This is a genomic window from Veillonella sp. (assembly GCF_019414865.1).
Taxonomy (GTDB): domain Bacteria; phylum Bacillota; class Negativicutes; order Veillonellales; family Veillonellaceae; genus Veillonella.
On sequence record NZ_DXLG01000003.1, the window covers coordinates 1 to 18,182 of the forward strand.

Below are 18,182 nucleotides of genomic sequence, written 5' to 3' on the forward strand. Positions count from 1 at the left end.
TAATTTTGATACATTTCTTCCTTCAAAATACCGATATATGGTAAATGACGATATTTTTCTGCGTAGTCTAAACCATAACCAATAACAAAGTAATCAGGAATAATAAAGCCTACATAGTCAACATTTACGTCCATCTTACGGCGATCTGGTTTATTCAACAACGCTGCAAGGCGTACGCTTTTAGCACCACGAGCATGTAAATTTTCTAATAAATAATGTAATGTTGTACCAGTATCTACGATATCTTCAACAACAAGTACATGCTTACCCTCTACAGAGCGATCTAAATCTTTTAAAATTCGTACTACCCCTGTACTTGTTGTGCCGCTACCATAGCTAGAGCAAGAAATAAAGTCAAAACTTACATCTACACTATCATCAATAGCGCGTGCTAAGTCTGTAAAGAAAACGACAGCTCCCTTTAATACCCCTACAAGCACGACAGATTCATTTTTATAGTCTTCGCTAATTGCTTTACCCAACTCTGCTACACGAGCTTGTAATTGTTCCGCTGTATATAAAATCTCTTTTGCATCTTGATGCATCTATATGACCTCCACGATTCATATTAATGTTCGCAATATACTTTTATTGTATCACATTGAGCGGTTACTTTTATACTTTTAATAGTGAAAGTTTTCTCTTCCCCGGTGTTAACAATATCGAGTAATTGCTCTTGATGGGCTGATGTAAGCGTTATATCTGAGTCCACAGCACTCACTAAGCGCTGCCATAAGCGCCGTTGTATTGCCAAAGATTCTTGTCGTAAGGCACGGCGAGATAAACTCACCCCATCAGCACCTACAGTCACAAGTTTTTCAAAAGCTTGCTCCGTTAAATCAGACATAACTAATACATCTTCATGTACGGAATTTCCCAATCTAGCAATAGCATCTACTACATTAGGGTTAATAGCTTCTAACTCAGGTATAATGCGATGCCGAATCCTATTTCGTTGGTATCGCACATCTTCATTCGTACGATCAACACAATAGGAAATCCTCTTCACCTCTAAATAAGCCAATAAGGTTTCTTTTGTAACCTCTAACAGCGGTCTAATTACAGGAGTAGCATATTCAGAGCTTACTACAGACATGCCGGCCAAACCATTTAATCCCGAACCTCTGATGATATGTGCTAGAATCGACTCTGCTTGATCATCCTTGTGCTGAGCCACCGCAATATAATCATAGTTTTCAGACTTTGCAACCTCTATAAGCCATTGATACCGTACTTGACGTCCCATAGTTTCTTCAGACGTTTTTTGTTCCTTGCTCAAGCGAGGCACATCAAATGTAGCAGAATAAAATGGTAGTCCTAAAGATTCCACTTGATGTTGGAGCCACAAAACCTCATCCTTGCTTTCAGGACGAATGCAGTGATCTACGATAGCCACACCTAGTTCATACGTTGTATGCCGATGTATGGCAATGTCTTTCAATAAGTGCAATAGAGCCATTGAATCAGGCCCACCGGAGCACGCCACTAAGATTCGACTATTTTCTGGAAATAAATTATGCGATTTTAAGGTGTGATTAACGGTTCGAACGAGTGCTTTCACATTCACGGGCCATCGCCTCCATACCATCTTGGTCGCTCACAAATACATGAGGAACCTCATAGGCATCCATAAAGGACGTCAAAATTTCTGCACCGGCTACAATGATATCGGCACGGCCTGCAGGTAAACCTTTTACCTGTAATCTCTCGTCGCAACTCATGTAACGCAAGTTTAGAATAATGCCCTCTACTGTTTCACGACTTAATTTATGACCTTGCACCTTTGTACCATCATAATTTTCAAGGCCTAAATCTATAGCAGCTAGCGTCGTTAATGTACCACCGATGCCAATAAATTCACCAAATTCGCCTTGAATCATCATTGGGTCCCAAAGGAATCGAGTTTCTTCCCATACCCGTTGAGGTCCTTCGTCAGACATAGATTGTAAACGCACCGCTCCCACTGGATAAGAACGACTCCAATATACGCCGTCTTTATTTCCTAAAGCGAGTTCTGTACTACCCCCACCAATATCGATAGTCGTATAATGACGACCATCATTCAACTGATCTCCCAAGGCACCATTAAATCCATAAATAGCCTCTTCATCACCTGATAAAATTCGCCATTCCATAGGGCAGTATTCCGTGATTCGTTCCATAAATTCAAGCCCATTTTGAGACTCACGAACAGCGCTAGTAGCAAAACCAAAGCAATAGTCCGCACCATATTGGTCTGCCAAGTTTTTAATATCCTTAAAGGCCTGATACGATGACTCCATCGATTCAGATCGCAATGTACCATCTGCATTTCGTTGTCCCAATCGAGTAGTCCATAACTGTTTTGGCTCATAGTGCCATATATTATTCTCATAGGTAGCCAATAATAAGCGCACTGAATTAGATCCAATATCGATAATAGCTAACTTCATAACCGCTCCTTACATAATTAGTATTCCTCTAACACTATTATACTGTGAAAGCCTATACATAAGTAAAGAGATGGCTCAATGCCATCTCTCACTATTAATCTCGACGACCGCCTCGGCCTCCGCGTTTACCTTCTGTATTGCGTTTTAAATCATGCAATCGTTCATTGCTATCGCGCAAGAATGATTTCATCTTTGCTTCAAAAGCCTCTGTGCTTTGTTTAGATTGAACACGACGAGGACGTCGCTCTTCACTTGGTGTCTCTTTAGGTTGTGTTTGACGAATAGAAAGGCCTATTTTATTGCCTTCAATAGATAAAACCTTAACCTTTACTGGATCTTCAACCTTTAATACGGTATTAATATCTTCGACATACCCATGAGCTACTTCAGAAATATGAACTAGACCGGTTTGCTTCTCTCCTAAATCAACAAATACACCGAATTTTGTAATACCAGATACGGTACCATCAATAATGTTACCAACTTCGATTGCCATGCAACCTCCTAATTAATGCGGAAACCTCAAACTACAAACTAATGCGAATCTAAATTACTACAGTCAAACCTATTTTACATAAGGTACTTCACCAGGTTTTACAAGGCCGAGCTCCTCACGAGCCACCCCCTCAATGGTCTTTGGATCTTGCAACTTAGCCTTTTCCTGTTCTAATTCTTCATTTCGCTGTTTTAATTCTTGCAATTGTTGCTCAATATGTTGTTTTTCTTGATATACAGCCACCAAGCGATAGGCTTGCCCTAACAATAGCAGCACCATAATCCCTATACCAATTCGCTTGATCCACATGAGGATAATACGTTGATCCTGCGCTTTGCGATTAGGGCGAACCCGTTTGCGCGGCCTTTTTGGACGTTGTACTTCCATAGTGTCTTGACTCATAATGTCCCCCAAAAATATTCATCATCTGTATACTGTCATTTTTTAATTATATCATAGAACCTTGTTAGGGACTAAATAAAATTATCTATAGTTTCCTTTAAATCTATATATTCTCTCTATATATAGATATTTATTATCAGCACTAGACTTATATAACAGATACGAGCCTTATAAGGACTCTGCTTTATGAGCGTATTCACGAATAACAGCGCAAGACTTTTTAAACAAAGCCAATTCCTCTTCGGTAAGCTTTAATTCAAATACATCTTCAATGCCATCTTTACCAATAACTGCTGGTGTAGATGCAAAGATACCTTCTTCACCATATTGGCCATCTAGATAACAAGAACATGGCAAGACTTTCTTTTCGTCATGGAATACAGCACGAATTAATTCTGTTGTTGCACTAGCAATGCCGAACTCTGTGGAGCCTTTACCAGCCAATACATGGTAACCACCAATTTTTACATCATCTAGCACTTGAGTATGATCAAGTGTAGGGAATCTATGAGGCAATTCTTGTTGTAATTGTACTAACGGCTTTCCTTGTACATAAACATGAGACCATGGCACCATAGCACTACCGCCATGTTCACCTAAACAATAGGCTGTAATTGTACGGTTACTAATATTAAAAATGCGCGCCAATTCTTTTTGTAAACGCGCTGAATCTAAAGCTGTACCACTGGAAATAATACGTTTTGGATTCCAATTTAAATGTTTACATAAATAAGTAGCAACAACATCAGCAGGATTAGAAATAGAGATAATAAAACCATCAAAGCCAGACTTTTTAATTCGAGGAATAACATCCTTTAAAACCTCTACTGTATCACCAAGACTTTCTAAACGATCTTGATATAAATTTGGTAAAGGACCAGCGCTAAATACGAGAATATCACAATCCCCACAATCTTCAATAGGACCTGCAGTAGCTGTTACTTTATGAGGAATATAGCTAACAGCATCATTTATATCCATTGCTTGTGCTTTAGCTTTTTTCTCGTCAATATCCATCATATATAGTTCATCTACTTCACCTTGTAGAGCAAGAGAAAATGCTACATGAGAACCTACATGTCCAGTGCCAATAATACCTACTTTACGTAACTTCATAAGGGCCTCCTACGATTCGCACTAAAAGATATACATCTTCTAATACAATTCCACTTAAACCAGCGATTGCCATTATATGAATCGACAATGTTAAGTTATATTAAAACATATTGCTTGTAAAATACATAAACTATTATATACCTATTTTCTCATAGGTATATAAGAAAATAGATTTATAGCGATAAAAAAAGACTATTATAGGAAATCCTATAATAGTCCTTCTATTATATAGTTAGTCTCGTCCAGTAAAGAAGCTTACTACAGCAATCACTATAACTGCACCAACGATGGACGGAATTAATGCCATGCCTGCAAGACTTGGGCCCCAAGTACCAAGCAAAGCTTGACCTACAGAAGCCCCTACTAAACCAGCAATAACACGAAGAATAATCCCCATGCTTTGCGCCTTTTTAGTAATACGACCAGCTACAAAACCAATGAATCCGCCTACAATAATTGACCAAAGCATAATATACCTCCTATAAAGTCATGTCATCAAGATTAAGCGGGAATAAATCCTTATTCTCCATCACTTGTGGTGACTTTTCTAAATATTGTTTTCGCATTGACCATAAAATCTCTAAATCCTTTGGATCTAACTTGGACAATGCATATATCATCGTGAAGTCTGAACCATAATGGCCACGCAAGCTATCAGGTACTCCTTTGGGTCCTTCTCCACCTAGACGATTATTAAAGAACCCTTGAATACGGCGACTATCTAAATCAATGATAATAAACCCTGACGCATCATATACATACAATGTATGATTTATACGCTTTAAAGCTCGTACCGTATTCGTTATAAAATACTGGTCCTTCATGTCAATGAGGGATGACTCATAACCTGAATGGTAAAAGTCCCCATAATAATGAGCTCCTCTATCTGTAGATTCCAACAAATCCTTGAGTATGGATTGTTCTGGACCACTAAAATCAGAGAAAGTTTTTACCATAGTAATCTCTCGTAAACCACGTTGGTAATTCTCGGTCTTCGGTGGCTCTATATGTTGACCACGAAAGGTAATAGGCATCAACCGAAGTGTATTATCAGCTAAATTATAAATACCATACCCTTCATAACCTAGAAAGTACACTTGTGAGTCGATGGACTTCATCGCTAATATTCGTTTTGAAATGATGGCATCACTAGAATTTACTAATGTATGCTCTTCTGGGTCTATGCGTACTGTTTTACTGTCGTAATTGCCACCTACTGCAAGCCAATAGGACAGCCCCACTACAATTAATGCTAGTATGCACAAACCGATACGTTTTATATTCATTTATACTCCCTATGAATCCCCAAGCATAAAACGTAATAATATATTGCCATTACAGTAAGTCCCTATTAATATAATCCCAATTCTAGGTATAACTGTAAATTTTATTTTTAATATCTTTGTAGATTTCTATGCCAAACTTAATGTAGCTAATCGCTCGCTAATTGACATACCCTTATAGGTAAAAGTTGGTAACAACTCATGTAAAGGTTCTAAGACAAAGGTTCTATCCCAAAAATAAGGATGCGGTATAGTTAGAGTTTCATCACAAATGGAAATCATAGAACCGGCCTCATCAAAAGCCAAAATAATATCTAAATCTAATGTACGTGGTCCCCAATGAATAAGTCGTTCACGACCAGCCTCTTGTTCTAAGGACTGAAGTACACTTAACATTTCATGAGGATTCAAAGTACTTTTACAGGACCACATGCCATTAATAAATGACGCCTGATCTGTATATCCCCAAGGTTCCGTTTCTATCAAAGAAGAACTAATAACCTCTGAAACTGTCTCATGCCCTTGTAATAGGTGAAAAGCGGAATTAATATAGCCTCTTTTATCACCTATATTTGAACCTACACTGATGTAATAGGTATACATCAAATTTGACCTCTTGTAGTGACAACCTCAACATAATCTAGGATACCAGCAATAGGTACAGATGGTTTGCGCACCGTTACAGATAAGCCAACAATACCTTGATAATGTTGGTATAAAGAGTCGGCAATAAGTGCACCTAAACGCTCTAATAAATTATGTTTTTCTCCAGTCATAACAGATTCTACAAGCTCATATACTTCTACATAATTGATAGAATCCTCTAACTGGTCACTTTGACCGGCCTTTGTAAGATCCGTAGTAATTTCAACATCTACAAAAAAGCGCTGTCCTTGCTCTTGTTCAGATGTCAAATTGCCATGGTATCCATAAAATGCCATGTTTTTTAAAACGATTTTATCCATTATTCACCTCGTAATAGGCCATCTGCTACGGCCAAGGCCCGTTTGTGCATTTTCACATTATGAACACGCACCATATCAACACCTTGGAATACACCCGTAATACAAGCCGCTACCGTGCCTTCATCGCGTTCTTCTGGAGGCAAACCGCCCAACATAGAACCGATAAAACGCTTACGGCTAGGCGCAAGTAAAATAGGGTATTCATAAGCCGTTAATTCCCCTAAACGTTGCATAACTTCAATATTTTGTTCTTCTGTTTTACCAAATCCAATGCCTGGATCAAGCCAAATTTGTTGTGGTGTTACACCAACCTTTAAGGCTTTATCTACAGCAAAGAAGAAGTATGCCTTCATATCTTCAATAATGTCACCATAGTTTGTATCATTGCTATTGTGCATAATGATTACAGGTACCTTGTATTTTGCGGCTACCGCTGCCATATCAGGATCATAGTGTAAGCCCCATATATCGTTCAAAATATGAGCCCCTTTAGAAAATGCATAGTCCGCAGTTTTAGCATGATAAGTATCAATAGATACAGGTACTGTAGATGCACGTAGTACAGGGTCTATCAATTGGGACAAGCGTTCAATTTCTTCATCTGCTGTCAATGGTGTGCAGCCTGGGCGCGTAGATTCTACGCCTAAATCAATGATATCAGCACCATCTTCAATCATTTGCGTTACATGTGCTGCTGCCGCTTCTGGAGTATTGAATTTACCACCATCAGAGAAAGAGTCAGGCGTACCATTTAGTATCCCCATAATAAGGGTACGATCGCACAAAGATAAACTTTTGCCATCATTCCATGTGTAATTTCTACGTTTAAACATTTGCCTGTCCTCCACCTAACATTGCCAACGCTTCATCTCGTAATGTGCCAGTCTCTGCTAGTACACCACGGCTTTCTAATGTAATAACCTTTGAATCTTGCTGCATGGTCCCTTTGATAAGCATACACAACTGAGTCGATGTAATGCGTACGAATACACCATGAGCAGATAAATCATTCATAATTGCATCTGCTAATTCTGATGCTAACCGCTCTTGTAGTTGCGGCCTCCGGCTAAGAATATTAACAATATCTTGAAACTTGCTAAGCCCTGCCACACACCCATCCTTAGGTTGGTACACAATATCCACGGTTCCAAAGAATGGCAACAAGTGGTGCTCACACATAGAATAAAAAGGAATTCCTGTAACCGCTACAAGACCCTTATAATCAGTACTAAATGTTTCACCCCAGGCTGACTTTGTATCTAATCCTACGCCACTGAATAATTCACTATATAATTCTGTTACACGACTTGGTGTTTTCTCTAGCTCTGGCGCCTCAGTATCAACAGATAAAGCCGCTAAAAATTGCTTTATCCCGTCCTTTGCACGTTGATTCATCGGTCCTCCTAAACGATTTTCGTCGTCCAATCCTCAATATTCCAAATATCCGTAACCCAATCTTTATAAAATTCAGGTTCATGACTTACTAAAACGATAGTTCCTTTGAACTCACGCAAAGCACGACTCAGTTCTTCTTTTGCATAAATGTCCAAGTGATTCGTTGGTTCGTCTAATACGAGTACATTGTACTTATTTTGCATCAGTTTACATAAGCGAACCTTTGCATTCTCACCACCAGATAACACGCGCATTTGCGATGTAATATGCTCGTTAGTAAGGCCACAACGAGCAAGGGCTGCACGCACCTCTGCATTAGTCATTGCCGGATATTCGTTCCAAATATAGTCTAGTGCAGTTTCAGAATTGGATGGTGTATCCTCTTGAGCGAAATAGCCTATTTGTAAGAATTCACCTTTTACCAACTCACCGCTTACAGGCTTTAATAAACCTAAAATTGTTTTCAACAATGTTGTTTTACCTAGACCATTAACGCCACGAATAGCGATTTTTTTATTTCTTTCAATTTGAAAGTCTACTGGTCGAGTCAACGGTTCATCATAGCCTAATTCCAAACCAAAGGCCTCTACGATAAAACGACTTGGCGTACGGCCTTCTTTAAAACCAAAACTTGGTTTAATGTACTCTTTTGGCTTTTCCAAAATTTCCATTTTCTCTAATCGTTTAGCTCGAGAATTTGCCATACCACGCGTTGCTACACGAGCCTTATTGCGTTGGATAAAGTCTTCCATGCGCTCAATTTCTTGTTGTTGACGCTCATAAGCCTTAGCTGCTTGCGCTTTTTTCACTTCATAAGCCGCTTGGAACTGATGATAGTCGCCAGTATAACGCGTTAAAACTGCTTGCTCGATATGATAAATCACGTTGACTACGGAATTTAAAAACTCCATATCATGAGAAATCAAGATGAACGCATTTTCGTAGTTTTGTAAATAGTTTTGCAACCATTGGATATGCTCTACATCAAGATAATTTGTCGGTTCATCCAAGAGCAAAATCGTTGGTTTTTCTAGTAAAAGTTTTGTAAGTAAAACCTTTGTACGCTGGCCACCACTGAGCTCCGTAACATCTCGGTCAAGCCCAATATCCATAAGGCCCAAACCTGCAGCTGTACGCTCAATAACCGCATCAATTTCATAGAAGCCACGCTGCTCTAGAATTTCTTGCCACTCCCCTACTTGCTCGAGAAGCTTATTCATTTCATCTTCAGACACATCACCCATGCGATTGTACGCATCGTTAATGTTTTGCTCCATTACAAACAAATCATCAAAAGCTCGTTGCAATACATCGCGAATGGTCATGCCCTTTTCAAGGACCGCATGTTGATCCAAATAACCTACAGTTACTTGGTTGGACCATTCAATTTTACCTTCATCAGGAGGTATTTTACCTGTAATGATATTTAGGAATGTAGACTTGCCTTCACCATTAGCACCAATTAACCCTACATGTTCACCTTTCAACAAGCGGAATGATGCATCATCTAAAATTTGTCGCGCTCCAAAACCATGGGTTACATTTGAAACGGTTAAAACACTCATATCTATCTCCACCGGAATAAAAGCCGTCTTGTTGAAGACGGCTTGTTTTATACTTACTTAAATATTATATCTATTGTACCTTTTTGACCTCTATATGTCAAAAATTGAACATCACTTACCTACTGCATAACGCAAGGCTACCACAGCCATAATCTTAGCGCCCTTAATCGCTTGCTCCAATCCATAGTCAGAACCTGCTGCACAAGTGAACTCTGGTGTATGAGCCTCTAAACCTAACCCAATTTGCAAAGTAGGCTGTGCTGTTGGTACTTCATAAGATACATTTCCTACATCTGTACTACCATCAGCCTCATCATCAGGCAATATACGGGGCGTTTCACCAAATTCAGTCATCACATCGTTAAAGAGATCTAATAGCTGTTTATCTTGACGCATATCCTTAAAGAGAGGCTCATAATGATGCATCTCAACACGGGCGCCATAAGATACTCCGATCTCTTTAGCAGCCTCTTTGATAGCCGGCAAAATAATACCTTCTAAATCGTCCACCGTACTACCGCGAACAGTCATACGAATCGTAGCCTTAGGAGTTACTACATTTGGTGCTGTACCAGCTTCGGTAAAAATGGTCCCTACAATAGCCCCTTTAGGGAATGTTTTCTTTAACTCTTTTATTTTTTGATATAAATCTACAGCACAGTCTAAGGCATTAATACCAGAGTCAGTTAATGATGCTATATGACAAGACCGTCCATGGAAGGTAATCTCTAGGGGATGCGTCGCTAATGATGTGCCCCCCACCTCATTTTCACCGCCTGGGTGAATGATGAGCGCCGCCTCATAACCCTTAAATAAACCAGCCTCTGCCATGTATACTTTACCACCAATAGTTTCCTCCGCAGGACAACCAAAGAAGGTCGTTCCCCACGCTTCAGGTGCACTTTGGCTGAAGGCAATAGCCGCCCCTAAACTCATCATAGCAATGAGATTATGTCCGCAACCATGACCGAGTTCAGGTAACGCATCATACTCTCCTAAGAATGCTATTTTATGTTTCGCATCATGGTTATGGTCACCACGTAGTGCCGTTTGTAACTCAGGATAATCTGTTAATCCTACTTGAGATGTAAAATTATGATTTTCTAAAAATTGGTGAATTATCTTAACTGCTTTATGCTCGTTTAAGCCCAATTCTGGGTTATCGTGTAAATATAAGGAGATATCGCGCAATTCCTCTGTCATACTATCTATGATGGCACAGGCACGAGCCTCTCGTTCTTGTAATGTCATAACTTCCCTTTTTAATTTCTAATTTATACTGTTTATTATTTATTCTATCTAAGAAGAATGCGTCTATTTCGTATAGGGATGAACAATTATGGTATTTGAAATATACCTAAAGTTAATCATCGCTCCTAGTGGTAATGTTTGATGCGGCGTTCCATGACCTGTTGGGACATAACATACAAAAGGATCCAACAATTCGGGGTCTCTATTTTCCTCCATGTAGCGTAACGCTTCATAGCCTAAATCGTAATCACGCTCATCATCGTCGCCTTCACAATCTGTAAAAGTACCAATCACTAAACCTTTAATACGACTCAATAAACCACTGAGACGAAATTGTTGCAACATACGATCCAGCTTATAAGGTGCCTCTCCTACATCTTCAATGAATAGTAATGTATCCTCCCAAGATGCATCCTCTAAAAAATACGGTGTTCCCGACAACATAGATAACATCGTCATATTACCGCCCCGTAAAATACCTTCGCCTAGCTCAGTACCAATAGCACCACGAGGCGGTTCAGGTAAGGGTTCTATGACTTGTAATTTACCTTCTAAAGCATTAAATAAAGCATCAATATCTGCTTTGCGTTCAGGCTTAAAATCTACGCCCATCGGCCCGTGATAGGTAATGAGTCGGCTATATCGATTGATCGCCATGTGAAGTGCTGTACAATCACTATACCCAATAAAAGCCTTTCGATGCTTACGGATTGCTGTATAATCTAATAAATCCAGATAACGCATTGTTCCGTAACCACCGCGTAAAGCTAGTACCGCCTCACAAGGTGCGGTGGTCATCATATCTTGAAACTCTCGGGCTTGCTCCTCTGGTGTACCGCCATACAAGCCTTTGCGATGTGCACTTTCACCAAAGAGTACTTTATAGCCCCTTAGGTTACAAATTTCTTCTATTCTATGTAAATCTTCATCGCTTGCACTGGCAGGTGCCATGATTCCTATGGTCAGGCCTGGTGCTAAGCGCTTTGGTTCAATCCAGTTCATATGTCCTCATAAAATACAACAAAAGACGTACACATAGTGTACGTCTTAAGTGTATCTTATTTGTATGCTTTTTTAAAGTCAACAAGGCCCAATGTAGTCCAGAAATAATTTTGAATACTTCCATTTGTTACATATGGTTGTGTTGTGAAATACAATGGCATTACTAGAGATTCATCAAAAATCATCTGTTCTGCTTTATGCATCAACGCATCCCGTTCAGCCCCATTTGGTGTCGTACGAATACGAGCGATTAACTCGTTATAATTATCACTATGGTACTGACTATCATTGTCTTCAGCAGAGAATACTTCTAAGAAGTTTTGTGGATCACTGTAATCCGCAACCCAAGAAGCACGAGCAACTTGATATTTACCAGCTTCGCGATCAGCTAAGAATACCTTTGTCTCTTGATTTTGTAATCGCACATCTGCACCAAATGCATTTACCCATGCATCCTGTACAGCTTCAGCAATCGCTTTATGTAATTCGCTTGTGTTATACAAAATCGTAATTGGAGGCAATGGATGATTCTTATCATAGCCAGCTTGTTTCAAGATTTCTTTCGCTTGCTCTACATCTTCGTAAACGAGATAGCTACCAGCTTCACGGAAGTCTTCACGACCGTTGCTTTCAAGCATACCGTATGGAACAAATGCATAAGCAGCCTCTTTACCGCCACGAACAATATTGTTAACGATATTAGCACGGTTGATAACCATGGAGAATGCTTTACGCACCTCAGGGTCTGTGAAAGGATCTGCTTTTACATTGAATACGTAATAATAGTTACCAAGCATAGGTCCAATATGTAATAGACCTGCCTCTTCTAATCGTTTTTGGTCCGCTACAGGAGGCTCAACTGTCATATCTGCTTCGCCACCTTCAACCAATGTAAGGCGTGTGCTTTGGGATTCACTAATAGGCCAATTCATTTTCTCTGTTTTCACAGAATCTGCATCCCAATAGTTAGGATTCTTAATGAAATCCATTTCTCCATTATGCTTCCAGGATAGTAAGCGGTATGGACCATTAGATACAAATGTATCTGCATTGGCAGCCCAGTTTTCATGAGCCTCTACATCTTTTTGGCTCACTGGATAATAGCTATGAGAAGCTAGTAATTTTAAGAAATACGCTGTTGGATTCTCTAAGGTAACTACTAATGTATTATCATCAGTGGCCTTAACGCCAACGTCTTCAGCTTTGGCGTCACCATTATTAAAGGCTTCGCCATTTTTTAATACATATAACATATATGCATTGTCCGCATGGACTTCAGGGTCTAATACGCGTTTCCACGCGTATTCAAAGTCATGAGCCGTCAAAGGCTCTCCATTAGACCATTTCAAATCAGGTCGTAAATGGAAGGTATACTCGCGACCATCATCAGAAATATCCCAGCTTTTAGCTAGTGCTGCCTCTGGTTCACTTTCATCATTTAAACGAACTAAACCGTCAAATAATTGAAGTTGAACTGTAGCCTCCGGAGAGGTAGTAGACTTTGCTGGATCCAATGTGGATGGTTCCTGCTCAATAACATATCGAATGGTATGCTCATCAATTGGTTGTTCCCCGCGAGGATAACCAAATACAAATAAGAGCACACTCACCCCAAGAGCAAGGACCATGAGTTTTAACAAATTTCGTTTATCCATCATGGCAATGCTTCCTCTACAAATTCTTTCATGATACGCCCTACTTGAGCGCCTAACTCTTTACCTCGGTCATTATCGATATCGCTCATCAAGAGGATAAAGCAGAAATGACCTCTAAATGTTTCTAATACGCCTCCATCGTGCTCTACGCGATCAAGGGATCCTGTTTTATGGTGAAAGCGTGTATCTTCGCCCCAATAAAATGGCAAGATATCACGGAATTGTTGGCGACCTAAAATATTCCACATTTCTCGGCCATAAGCATCTCTATCACGACATTCAAAAATGTGTTTATACAGACGAGCCAATGACAATGCAGTCAAATGGTTATCACGGCCTTCTGCTAGAGCGTCAAAGTCCATCATCATACGATTGAGTTCTATTTCATCTACACCAAGCTGTTCTGCACGAGCATTGATATTCTCCATGCCTAGAACAGTAATGAGTAAATTTGTCGCCATATTATCGCTAAGAACCATCATAAGACGACATAACTCAAGATACGTAAAGCTATGCTTTGCTACCAGTTCTTGTAATGCACCACCGCCTTCAACACGTGGTGTTCTAGATAGAGGAACTGTATCATTAAGATCCAACTGCTCTGTACGAGCTAAATGGAATACATACTCCATAACGAGTACCTTAATCAAACTTGCACTAGAGTGTACCGTATCTTCCCCTTTAGAAGCAATAATAGTCGGCTCCTCTTCATCGTCAAATTGAAGTACTACATAGGATATATTCCCCTTTGGTGCTAATTCTTTTATCACTGTATCGAGTTGATGTTCTAAGGACTTGCCAACAAGTAACTTTTCCATACTATTCTCCCATTATATGTGCCAGCATGCGATGCGGCGATCTGCCCAATCACGAAGAGGCGGACGTTCAGTAAAGCAACGACCTTCTGCCTCTGGGCATCGACCACTAAACAAACAACCTTTTGGTGGATTTAGTGGATTTGGTGGGTCCCCTTTAAGCGGTGCTCCAATTGGAGCATGTGGTATAACAGGACCATTTAAGGCGGTCAAAGCACGAGTGTAAGGATGTTGTGGGAATTCGTATAAATCCAACGCTGGACCTTCTTCCATAACAGCACCTAAGTACATAACCACCATGCGATGACTAATGTAGCGCACCATGTTTAAATCATGAGAAATAAAGAGGTACGAAATACCATGTTGTTCTTGTAAACGTTCAAGCAATGTCATAATTTGTACTTGAATCGATACATCTAGTGCTGAAATCGGTTCATCACAGATGATGCACTGCGGCTGCATAATGAGAGCTCGTGCAATACCGATACGTTGACGTTGACCACCTGACAATTCATGAGCATAACGCTCACCAAAGGACATATTCAAACCAACTTGTTCAAGCACTTCTTTTACACGAATAACACGATCGCGAGGTGTATATTTTGGATCTAGCTCCAATGGTTCCTCTAGAATCGCATTAACTGTAAGACGTGGATTAAGAGATGCATAAGGGTTTTGGAATACCATTTGCATCACCGGATGAACAGCTTTTCGATCCACATACGGATCAATCTGACGACCGTTCATATAAATAGAACCTGATGTAGCTTGATGTAAGCCCATCAAAGTGTAGCCAAATGTGGATTTACCACATCCAGACTCACCTACGATACCAAGGGTTTCCCCTGGTGATTGATATAGGCTCACGCCTTGTACAGCGTGTACCGTGTGTTTTGGCTTAAATAAGCCTCCTGACAGAGTGAACTCTTTAACGAGATTGTCAGTTTCCCATACGTAACTCATTAAAGTCCCTCCAACTTAGCTAACCAACATGTAAATTGATGATTTTCACCAACATTTGTAACCATAGGAATTCGATTACCACAGATACGCATAGCCCACTTACATCGTGGATTAAATGCACACCCTCGTGGTAGATCAAATAGATCTGGTGGTTGACCTTCAACGGCTTTTAACTCACCATGCCATTTACCTTGTGGTAAAGCGAGTAATAAACCTAATGTGTACGGATGACGAGGCTCATTAAAGATACCTTCTACCGTAGCAGATTCAACACATTTACCAGCGTACATAACCATAACGCGATCGCAAATTTGAGCGATAACGCGTAAATTATGAGAAATAAAGATAATGCCAATACCAGCCTCTACAGCTAATGTTTGCATAAGGCGCAAGATTTGAGCCTCTGTTGTAATATCTAGAGCTGTTGTCGGTTCATCACAAATCAAAACCTTTGGACGACCTGCCACAGCCATGGCGATACAAACGCGTTGGCGCATACCACCACTCAATTCATGAGGATATTGAGATAATCGTCTTTCCGGTGTTGAAAGGCCCATCTTCTTTAACAAGTCGATGGCGATAGCTCGTTCATCATAATCCTCACCATATGCATTGGTACGATGGATAACCTCATACATTTGCTCCCCAATCGTCATGATTGGATTCAAAGATGTCATAGGATCTTGGAATACCATAGCAACAGTAGTACCACGGAGTTCATTCCAGTCATCTTCAGTAAATTCAAGGCAATCATTGCCATCAATCATAAATGTATCGGCTTTGATTTTTGTTTTACCATATGGTAGTAATCCCATTAAGGAATTAACTAGCACAGATTTACCACAGCCGGATTCACCAACAATACCTAAAATCTCACCTGGTTGTAAGGAGATATCTTGATTGCGAATAACCCGTAAAGGGCCTTGGAAGGTATCGATGGTAATGGACACATTGCGCACATCAACAATTGCGTTATTCATTATCTATCTCCTTCCTTAGGGTCTAACACATTACGTAAGCCATCGCCAAGGAATGCGAAACCAAGCATGGTAACACTAATGGCAACAGCAGGAAAAATCAATTGGAACGGATAAGAGCGCATGCTACTAATCCCTTCAGAAGCGAGTACACCCCAACTCGCCATAGGTGCATTTACACCTAAGCCGATAAAACTAAGGAATGCTTCTGTAAAAATAGCCTCTGGGATGGCCAATGTCAAAGTAATAATGATTGGACCTACACAGTTTGGCAAAATATGACGCAATAAAATGCGATATTTCGGAATGCCCATCGCTTCAGCAGCAATGATGTATTCTTCGTTTTTAACTTTCAAAATTTGGCTACGTACGATACGGGCCATATTCAGCCAGTAGGCGATGCCCAATGCTACGAAAATAGATATTAAGCCAGGGCCAAGTACAACCATCAACAAAATTACATACAGTAAAAGCGGAATACCGTACAATACATCTACCAGACCCATCATGATACGGTCAACCTTACCACCAAGGTAACCTGCAATACCGCCATAGGTAACGCCGATAACAAGATTGATAAACGCCGCTACAAAACCGATGGTTAAGGAAATACGAGCACCGTACATAACGCGAGTGTAAATGTCACGACCTAATGTATCGGTACCAAACCAATGACTAAAGCTTGGGCTTTGGTTCGCATCAATCAAGGATTGGTCCGCATAGGTATACGGCGAAATTAGGGGGCCTAAAATAGCCAACACAATCATCACCAAAATGATGGTTGCCCCTACTACGGCCAAGCGATTTACCTTAAATCTCGCCCATTTACTAGGACGTTTTATAAAGCTTGTAATTTCTTCTTGAGGGGTTCGTTCAATAGGTAAAAAATCTTCCTTATTCATCTGTCCCCTCCTCTGTCGTAACACGTGGATCAATTAATGGATAAATCATATCCACCAAGATATTAAGAAATACTACAAGCGCACTATAGAAAATCGTAATGCCAAGAATAACGGTATAATCACGGTTATAAATAGATGTTACGAAATACTGTCCAAGGCCTGGAATAGCAAAAATCGTTTCTACGATAAAGCTACCTGTCAAAAGGCTGGCAGCCAATGGGCCCAAATAGGTAATAACTGGCAAAATAGCATTCCCTAACGCATGACGTGTCAAAATAGTCCAAGAACTCAAGCCTTTGGCGCGAGCTGTACGGATATATTCTTGTTGGTACACATCAAGCAACCCACTGCGTGTTAAGCGTGCAATGAATGCCATCGGTTGTGCAGCTAACGTTAATACTGGTAGCACCATATAAGATGGACCACGCCATAAGGCCACTGGGAACCAGCCTAGTTCAAAGCCCACCACATATACAAGAACGGCACCAATAATAAAGGTAGGCACAGAAATACCAATTGTAGATAATATGGTTACCGCATAATCAACGATACCATTAGGGCGCATAGCGCTAATAGCACCTGCTGCAATGCCACCTGCTACAGCCACCATTAATGATAATAAGCCGAGCTGTGCAGAAATTGGGAATGCATCGCTGATAATATCGTTTACACTACGGCCTTCATACTTGTATGATGGTCCCAAATCACCAGTAATAACACCACCTAAATAATCACCATACTGCTTCCATACAGGATCATCAAGATGATACTTTGCTTCAATACTTGCTTTCACCTGAGGTGGTAATTTCTTCTCAGTTGTAAAAGGTCCCCCCGGAATTGCATGCATTAATGCAAATGTTACGGTAATGATGACCCATAAGATTATGATTGCGCCACCTAGGCGTCGAAACACATTCCTTGTCATTGTCACTATCCTCCATAAAAAGTCTATCTGTTTTATTA

21 protein-coding genes are annotated in these 18,182 nt (G+C 40.2%); all 21 read right to left on the reverse strand.

Annotated elements, in window-relative coordinates; genetic code table 11:
• Positions 1-545, reverse strand: a 545-nt coding sequence (gene hpt / locus QZ334_RS00370) for a hypoxanthine phosphoribosyltransferase (protein WP_105090283.1), incomplete at its 3' end; no start/stop codon positions are given.
• Between the two features lie 23 nt (positions 546-568).
• Complete coding sequence (gene tilS / locus QZ334_RS00375; RefSeq protein WP_295230933.1) at positions 569-1,567, reverse strand: tRNA lysidine(34) synthetase TilS; 999 nt, start codon at positions 1,565-1,567, stop codon at positions 569-571.
• A complete protein-coding gene (locus tag QZ334_RS00380) occupies positions 1,536-2,432 on the reverse strand; it encodes a phosphatase (RefSeq protein ID WP_295230936.1) in 897 nt (298 codons plus the stop codon). The genes tilS and QZ334_RS00380 overlap by 32 nt, the downstream gene beginning before the upstream one ends.
• A 94-nt stretch (positions 2,433-2,526) precedes the next feature.
• Positions 2,527-2,928, reverse strand: coding sequence for a S1 RNA-binding domain-containing protein (locus QZ334_RS00385; RefSeq protein WP_105090280.1), 402 nt, complete (start codon positions 2,926-2,928; stop codon positions 2,527-2,529).
• 69 nt (positions 2,929-2,997) lie between these two features.
• Positions 2,998-3,330: an FtsB family cell division protein gene (locus QZ334_RS00390; protein WP_105090279.1), complete on the reverse strand. Its 333-nt coding sequence runs from the start codon at positions 3,328-3,330 to the stop codon at positions 2,998-3,000.
• Between the two features lie 168 nt (positions 3,331-3,498).
• Positions 3,499-4,446 carry an L-lactate dehydrogenase gene (locus QZ334_RS00395; RefSeq protein ID WP_105090278.1) on the reverse strand — a complete coding sequence of 316 codons (948 nt, stop codon included), beginning with the start codon at positions 4,444-4,446 and terminating at the stop codon, positions 3,499-3,501.
• Positions 4,447-4,678: 232 nt separating this feature from the next.
• Positions 4,679-4,915, reverse strand: coding sequence for a GlsB/YeaQ/YmgE family stress response membrane protein (locus QZ334_RS00400; protein ID WP_005387228.1), 237 nt, complete (start codon positions 4,913-4,915; stop codon positions 4,679-4,681).
• A gap of 10 nt (positions 4,916-4,925) precedes the next feature.
• Complete coding sequence (locus QZ334_RS00405; RefSeq protein ID WP_295230943.1) at positions 4,926-5,732, reverse strand: hypothetical protein; 807 nt, start codon at positions 5,730-5,732, stop codon at positions 4,926-4,928.
• A gap of 126 nt (positions 5,733-5,858) precedes the next feature.
• Entirely contained in the window at positions 5,859-6,332 is a 474-nt protein-coding gene (gene folK, locus QZ334_RS00410; protein ID WP_295200600.1) for a 2-amino-4-hydroxy-6-hydroxymethyldihydropteridine diphosphokinase, read from the reverse strand.
• Entirely contained in the window at positions 6,332-6,694 is a 363-nt protein-coding gene (gene folB / locus QZ334_RS00415; RefSeq protein WP_005387223.1) for a dihydroneopterin aldolase, read from the reverse strand. Before folB ends, folK begins: the two co-directional genes overlap by 1 nt.
• On the reverse strand, positions 6,694-7,527 hold the full coding sequence (gene folP / locus QZ334_RS00420) for a dihydropteroate synthase (protein ID WP_295230946.1): 834 nt from the start codon (positions 7,525-7,527) through the stop codon (positions 6,694-6,696). The genes folB and folP overlap by 1 nt, the downstream gene beginning before the upstream one ends.
• Positions 7,520-8,089, reverse strand: a complete 570-nt coding sequence (gene folE, locus QZ334_RS00425) for a GTP cyclohydrolase I (RefSeq protein WP_005387220.1) — start codon at positions 8,087-8,089, stop codon at positions 7,520-7,522. Before folE ends, folP begins: the two co-directional genes overlap by 8 nt.
• 8 nt (positions 8,090-8,097) lie before the next feature.
• The gene (locus QZ334_RS00430; RefSeq protein WP_119206318.1) at positions 8,098-9,654 is read right to left on the reverse strand and encodes an ABC-F family ATP-binding cassette domain-containing protein; all 1,557 of its coding nucleotides are present in this window, start codon (positions 9,652-9,654) and stop codon (positions 8,098-8,100) included.
• A 111-nt stretch (positions 9,655-9,765) separates the two neighbouring features.
• The gene (locus QZ334_RS00435) at positions 9,766-10,905 is read right to left on the reverse strand and encodes an amidohydrolase (RefSeq protein ID WP_295230949.1); all 1,140 of its coding nucleotides are present in this window, start codon (positions 10,903-10,905) and stop codon (positions 9,766-9,768) included.
• A 63-nt stretch (positions 10,906-10,968) separates the two neighbouring features.
• Entirely contained in the window at positions 10,969-11,907 is a 939-nt protein-coding gene (locus tag QZ334_RS00440; protein WP_295230952.1) for a S66 peptidase family protein, read from the reverse strand.
• A 56-nt stretch (positions 11,908-11,963) separates the two neighbouring features.
• Complete coding sequence (locus QZ334_RS00445; RefSeq protein ID WP_295230955.1) at positions 11,964-13,565, reverse strand: peptide ABC transporter substrate-binding protein; 1,602 nt, start codon at positions 13,563-13,565, stop codon at positions 11,964-11,966.
• The gene (locus QZ334_RS00450; protein WP_295216377.1) at positions 13,562-14,380 is read right to left on the reverse strand and encodes a serine hydrolase; all 819 of its coding nucleotides are present in this window, start codon (positions 14,378-14,380) and stop codon (positions 13,562-13,564) included. The genes QZ334_RS00445 and QZ334_RS00450 overlap by 4 nt, the downstream gene beginning before the upstream one ends.
• 12 nt (positions 14,381-14,392) lie before the next feature.
• The gene (locus QZ334_RS00455) at positions 14,393-15,340 is read right to left on the reverse strand and encodes an ABC transporter ATP-binding protein (RefSeq protein ID WP_295230959.1); all 948 of its coding nucleotides are present in this window, start codon (positions 15,338-15,340) and stop codon (positions 14,393-14,395) included.
• The gene (locus tag QZ334_RS00460) at positions 15,340-16,320 is read right to left on the reverse strand and encodes an ABC transporter ATP-binding protein (RefSeq protein ID WP_105090272.1); all 981 of its coding nucleotides are present in this window, start codon (positions 16,318-16,320) and stop codon (positions 15,340-15,342) included. Before QZ334_RS00460 ends, QZ334_RS00455 begins: the two co-directional genes overlap by 1 nt.
• Positions 16,320-17,219, reverse strand: coding sequence for an ABC transporter permease (locus QZ334_RS00465; protein WP_295230963.1), 900 nt, complete (start codon positions 17,217-17,219; stop codon positions 16,320-16,322). Before QZ334_RS00465 ends, QZ334_RS00460 begins: the two co-directional genes overlap by 1 nt.
• Positions 17,212-18,144 (reverse strand): ABC transporter permease, encoded by a 933-nt coding sequence (locus QZ334_RS00470; RefSeq protein WP_295230966.1) that lies wholly within the window; start codon positions 18,142-18,144, stop codon positions 17,212-17,214. The genes QZ334_RS00465 and QZ334_RS00470 overlap by 8 nt, the downstream gene beginning before the upstream one ends.
• Between the last annotated feature and the right edge of the window lie 38 nt (positions 18,145-18,182).

Coding starts and splice junctions, on each gene's coding strand:
- QZ334_RS00380 (WP_295230936.1), bottom strand. CDS start 2,432: ATGAAGTTAGCTATTATCGATATTGGATCTAATTCAGTGCGCTTATTA.
- QZ334_RS00385 (WP_105090280.1), bottom strand. CDS start 2,928: ATGGCAATCGAAGTTGGTAACATTATTGATGGTACCGTATCTGGTATT.
- QZ334_RS00390 (WP_105090279.1), bottom strand. CDS start 3,330: ATGAGTCAAGACACTATGGAAGTACAACGTCCAAAAAGGCCGCGCAAA.
- QZ334_RS00395 (WP_105090278.1), bottom strand. CDS start 4,446: ATGAAGTTACGTAAAGTAGGTATTATTGGCACTGGACATGTAGGTTCT.
- QZ334_RS00400 (WP_005387228.1), bottom strand. CDS start 4,915: ATGCTTTGGTCAATTATTGTAGGCGGATTCATTGGTTTTGTAGCTGGT.
- QZ334_RS00405 (WP_295230943.1), bottom strand. CDS start 5,732: ATGAATATAAAACGTATCGGTTTGTGCATACTAGCATTAATTGTAGTG.
- folK (WP_295200600.1), bottom strand. CDS start 6,332: ATGTATACCTATTACATCAGTGTAGGTTCAAATATAGGTGATAAAAGA.
- folB (WP_005387223.1), bottom strand. CDS start 6,694: ATGGATAAAATCGTTTTAAAAAACATGGCATTTTATGGATACCATGGC.
- folP (WP_295230946.1), bottom strand. CDS start 7,527: ATGTTTAAACGTAGAAATTACACATGGAATGATGGCAAAAGTTTATCT.
- folE (WP_005387220.1), bottom strand. CDS start 8,089: ATGAATCAACGTGCAAAGGACGGGATAAAGCAATTTTTAGCGGCTTTA.
- QZ334_RS00430 (WP_119206318.1), bottom strand. CDS start 9,654: ATGAGTGTTTTAACCGTTTCAAATGTAACCCATGGTTTTGGAGCGCGA.
- QZ334_RS00435 (WP_295230949.1), bottom strand. CDS start 10,905: ATGACATTACAAGAACGAGAGGCTCGTGCCTGTGCCATCATAGATAGT.
- QZ334_RS00440 (WP_295230952.1), bottom strand. CDS start 11,907: ATGAACTGGATTGAACCAAAGCGCTTAGCACCAGGCCTGACCATAGGA.
- QZ334_RS00445 (WP_295230955.1), bottom strand. CDS start 13,565: ATGATGGATAAACGAAATTTGTTAAAACTCATGGTCCTTGCTCTTGGG.
- QZ334_RS00450 (WP_295216377.1), bottom strand. CDS start 14,380: ATGGAAAAGTTACTTGTTGGCAAGTCCTTAGAACATCAACTCGATACA.
- QZ334_RS00455 (WP_295230959.1), bottom strand. CDS start 15,340: ATGAGTTACGTATGGGAAACTGACAATCTCGTTAAAGAGTTCACTCTG.
- QZ334_RS00460 (WP_105090272.1), bottom strand. CDS start 16,320: ATGAATAACGCAATTGTTGATGTGCGCAATGTGTCCATTACCATCGAT.
- QZ334_RS00465 (WP_295230963.1), bottom strand. CDS start 17,219: ATGAATAAGGAAGATTTTTTACCTATTGAACGAACCCCTCAAGAAGAA.
- QZ334_RS00470 (WP_295230966.1), bottom strand. CDS start 18,144: ATGACAAGGAATGTGTTTCGACGCCTAGGTGGCGCAATCATAATCTTA.